At 59.4% G+C, this 3,152-nt stretch carries 4 protein-coding genes and 1 pseudogene; 2 read left to right on the top strand and 3 right to left on the bottom strand.

Annotated elements, in window-relative coordinates; translation table 11 throughout:
- The 3 genes from JF66_RS24775 to JF66_RS20320 all read right to left on the bottom strand — a co-directional run.
- The coding region (locus JF66_RS24775) for a hypothetical protein (RefSeq protein ID WP_035880730.1) at positions 1-588 on the bottom strand (588 nt) is incomplete at its 3' end.
- Positions 589-659: 71 nt separating this feature from the next.
- Positions 660-1,301 carry a hypothetical protein gene (locus JF66_RS20315; RefSeq protein ID WP_156109969.1) on the bottom strand — a complete coding sequence of 214 codons (642 nt, stop codon included), beginning with the start codon at positions 1,299-1,301 and terminating at the stop codon, positions 660-662.
- 58 nt (positions 1,302-1,359) lie between these two features.
- The gene (locus JF66_RS20320) at positions 1,360-2,073 is read right to left on the bottom strand and encodes a hypothetical protein (protein ID WP_035880733.1); all 714 of its coding nucleotides are present in this window, start codon (positions 2,071-2,073) and stop codon (positions 1,360-1,362) included.
- Positions 2,074-2,413: 340 nt separating this feature from the next.
- On the opposite strand from JF66_RS20320, the gene JF66_RS23355 reads away from it, so the two are divergent.
- Positions 2,414-2,800, top strand: a complete 387-nt coding sequence (locus JF66_RS23355) for a hypothetical protein (RefSeq protein ID WP_035880734.1) — start codon at positions 2,414-2,416, stop codon at positions 2,798-2,800.
- A gap of 32 nt (positions 2,801-2,832) precedes the next feature.
- A pseudogene (locus JF66_RS23360) lies at positions 2,833-3,152 on the top strand (IS3 family transposase); the annotation flags it as partial.

Below are 3,152 nucleotides of genomic sequence, written 5' to 3' on the forward strand. Positions count from 1 at the left end.
GGATGACCGCAACAGCCGGAGGTGGGTCCCGGTTCGGTTGCCCGCGACACCCCGCTTCGCCCGAAGTGGGTCCGGCTTAGATTGCCCTGGTGGGTCCGACTTGGGTTGACATAGCCAGACAAGGGCGTTCCTGAGGTAGTAAACGATCCGGTACGCCTGGGACGCGTCGTACACACCGTGAAAGAGTGCTCGCGTTTCCTTGTACCCATTTGATTCTCTACCCCATATTCGAGTCGCTCTCGCGAGGGCGTACTCCTCGTACATGCGAAGTCCAACGCTTAGATGAACAACGCGAAGGTCGAGTCGGGGCACCCATATTTCCGCCTGCCGCATACGGTCGAGATCGGGGAGCTGTAGCTCAAGCTGCCCAACTTCATCGCGCAGGTCCTGCTCTACAAGCAGCAACCGGTTGAGTTGGCCAGTGAGGAAGTGTTGAATCTCAGTCAGTGCCGCGCCGACGGCCTCATAGTCAGCGACAGTGAGGTCGCGCAGGTGTCGCCACTCGATATGGCCCGGTTCATTGCCCTCGTATAGGTAGATCGCCTGCTCTGTGTTGGGTTGTGCGCCGAGGGCGGTTGCGTGGGTCATCTTATGACTCTGCCGTAACTTGCTGGTCACTTGTTCCGGCCCTGAATGATCGTACCCATTTGCATTTTGTTTCAGACCAGGCCCAATGGTCCCTCCTCGGAAGCCTGCGCAAGACGGTCCACCATTTTCTGCCACGCGTTCTCATAATCAGAAAAGCGGTGAATCCTCATCGTCTGGGTGAGACGGTTCTGAATGAACATCATCTGCAACTCGCCTCCGATGGTAATTCTCTTCGCGGGCGGCAGCTCGTCCTGCTCACCGCGAATTCTAAGAGCAAGTTCGACGATCTCGTCACTCGATTCTGGCTCCACAATGGTGAAGTTTCTTGGTGCGGGCTTCACGCCGAAGCCGGAGTCCTCAATGCGCTCGGACCGAAAGTCGCTTGCCGACCTGTAGACGTACCGCACAGCTCGATCGGAACCGTTCTCGAAGCCAAAGTGGTAGATCGTTGCAGTGATGTTCGTGTCCTTGGGACCGTTGTCCAGGACTTGTTGCCACAGGAGTCGAAGCTCCTCTGGTGCGAAGCGATCGATCATCCGCATATCCTGAACGACCGCGCTGCTGAGTAAGAATTCGTTCCAAGCTGATCCAAGATTTGCGACGCCCGTGGCTGCGATCGCCATGTTCAAATGCGGAAGCGCCCACGCCTTCGATTGGAACATGAGAGCCGTACCGTCAGTAGTTGTCGCGAGAGTGTCGGTGACGACCATCACGGAAGTATCCTCGTGCCTGAACATTAAAAAGCTCACGAGATTGCCGTTAGCTTTAGCGTCAACTTTGTCTCCCGACTGAGTCAGGTGCAATTTCCCACCCAAGCGTTGCGCCAGTGGTTCCGAGCGCGTTATTGATGCCGACGCGCGAGATCATCAGCCACAATTGCTCGATGCTGTCAGCAGTGTGACCCTGAACCGCAGAGTAGAAGGAATCCCAGGCACCATTATCGGATAGCCGTTCCGTTGCGACGCGTTGGAGTTCGGCGATGCCGGGATCACCGAGTGCTGCTTGCTCGGCCGAGTCCCACATCCTCGATGGGTCGGGGTCTACTTGCGGGACATCAGCGAGCATGTCCAGGTTGTAGAAACGACCGGACATGCCGTAGCGGTCAAGAGCTGCCAGTAGAGGGGGCAAAACTGGATCGGCAAGAACGCCGGCAACTAGGTCTCTCACGTAGTCGCTGCTGTCTGTCGTCCGGTCGAGAATTGCTGCCATCACATGGTCGAATAGCGCTGCTATTCCGTGGCCATAACTCATCATTGTTTTTTTCGACGGCCAAGCTTGCGTCTCGTCGAGTGAAACGACGCCGACCGTCAACTTAAGAAGCTTTTCCACACCGATTGACAGCATAGTCATGATCGGATCCCGCGTGGTTTCCGGGAAACGTGCCCCGCGTAGAACTTTCACGCCATAGCCGAGGAGATTGCGGGTTGACGTCATTTCACCAATGAGCGCAAATGCTTTCGTGGTGGCCAGATGCTCGATTGTCATGAGCAAACCACCAGATTCCGGTGCAACGTGGCGGTGGCTGAATGGTTGAGAGAGATCTTCACGTCATGAAGCTATCGGCGTATATGCGGCTTGCGACCACACGACACACGGCGACATCATCTCGAAGACCACCATTTGCGCTCACCGTCGCGCGCAACATACCGTTGCGCAACAGTGAGTTGCGCATCGAGCCGTGCTGCTAGGCCGGGCCTGCCCCTCTCTGTCAACCTTGGATAAGGCACCGGGATCGTCCCGAATAGTGTCGTAGAGGGCGGGGAAGGAGTTTCCCTTGACGGACGCAGTGATGACAGGACCCGGCTTGACCGGGCAGGCTGTAGGGATGGAAGATGTTCCCGATCCCCAGGTTCCCGAGCGTGCTCGGCGGCGAACCTATACCGCCAAGTACAAGCGCGACATTCTGACCGAGTACGAAAGCTTGAATCGGCAGGGCCGCGGCGCGCTGCTTCGCCGGGAAAAGCTGTATACCTCCTTGGTGAGCTCGTGGCGTGACCAGCGAGACAAGGGGGTGCTGGCTGCCTTGGCGCGGCCGGCGGGAGCACCGCCAGCCAGTACGTCGGAGAAGGACGCGGCCCGGCTGCGGAAAGACAATCTCCGGCTGTCGGGCGAGTTGGATACGGCGAGGCAGGTGATCGCGATCCAGGGAAAACTCTCGGCTCTGTTGGATCAGCTCTCGACCAACAGCAGCGAGACGAACACCGAGAAATAATCGACGCCACCATCAGTGAACTTGTCCCGCTCGTGGGCACGCGGGACGCGTGCCTGGCCGTGGGCCGGTCGCGGGCGACGCACTACCGCCAACACCCGCGGTCGCCACGGCCACCGTCGGCGCCGCGGCCCCGGCCGCAGCCGGCGAAGCAGCCGCGGGCGCTGACCGAGCTGGAGTGCGCTGCGGTTCTGGAGGTGCTGCGGTCCGAGCGGTTCGTGGACAAGGCGCCGGCGGAGATTCAGGCGATCCTCCTCGACGAGGGCACCTACCTCTGCTCCGTGGCGACGATGTATCGTCTGCTCCGCGCCCACGGTGAGACCGGTGAGCGTCGGGCTCAGGCCGAGCACCCGGC

It is taken from the genome of Cryobacterium sp. MLB-32 (assembly GCF_000738085.1).
In the GTDB taxonomy this organism is placed as follows: Bacteria; Actinomycetota; Actinomycetes; order Actinomycetales; family Microbacteriaceae; genus Cryobacterium.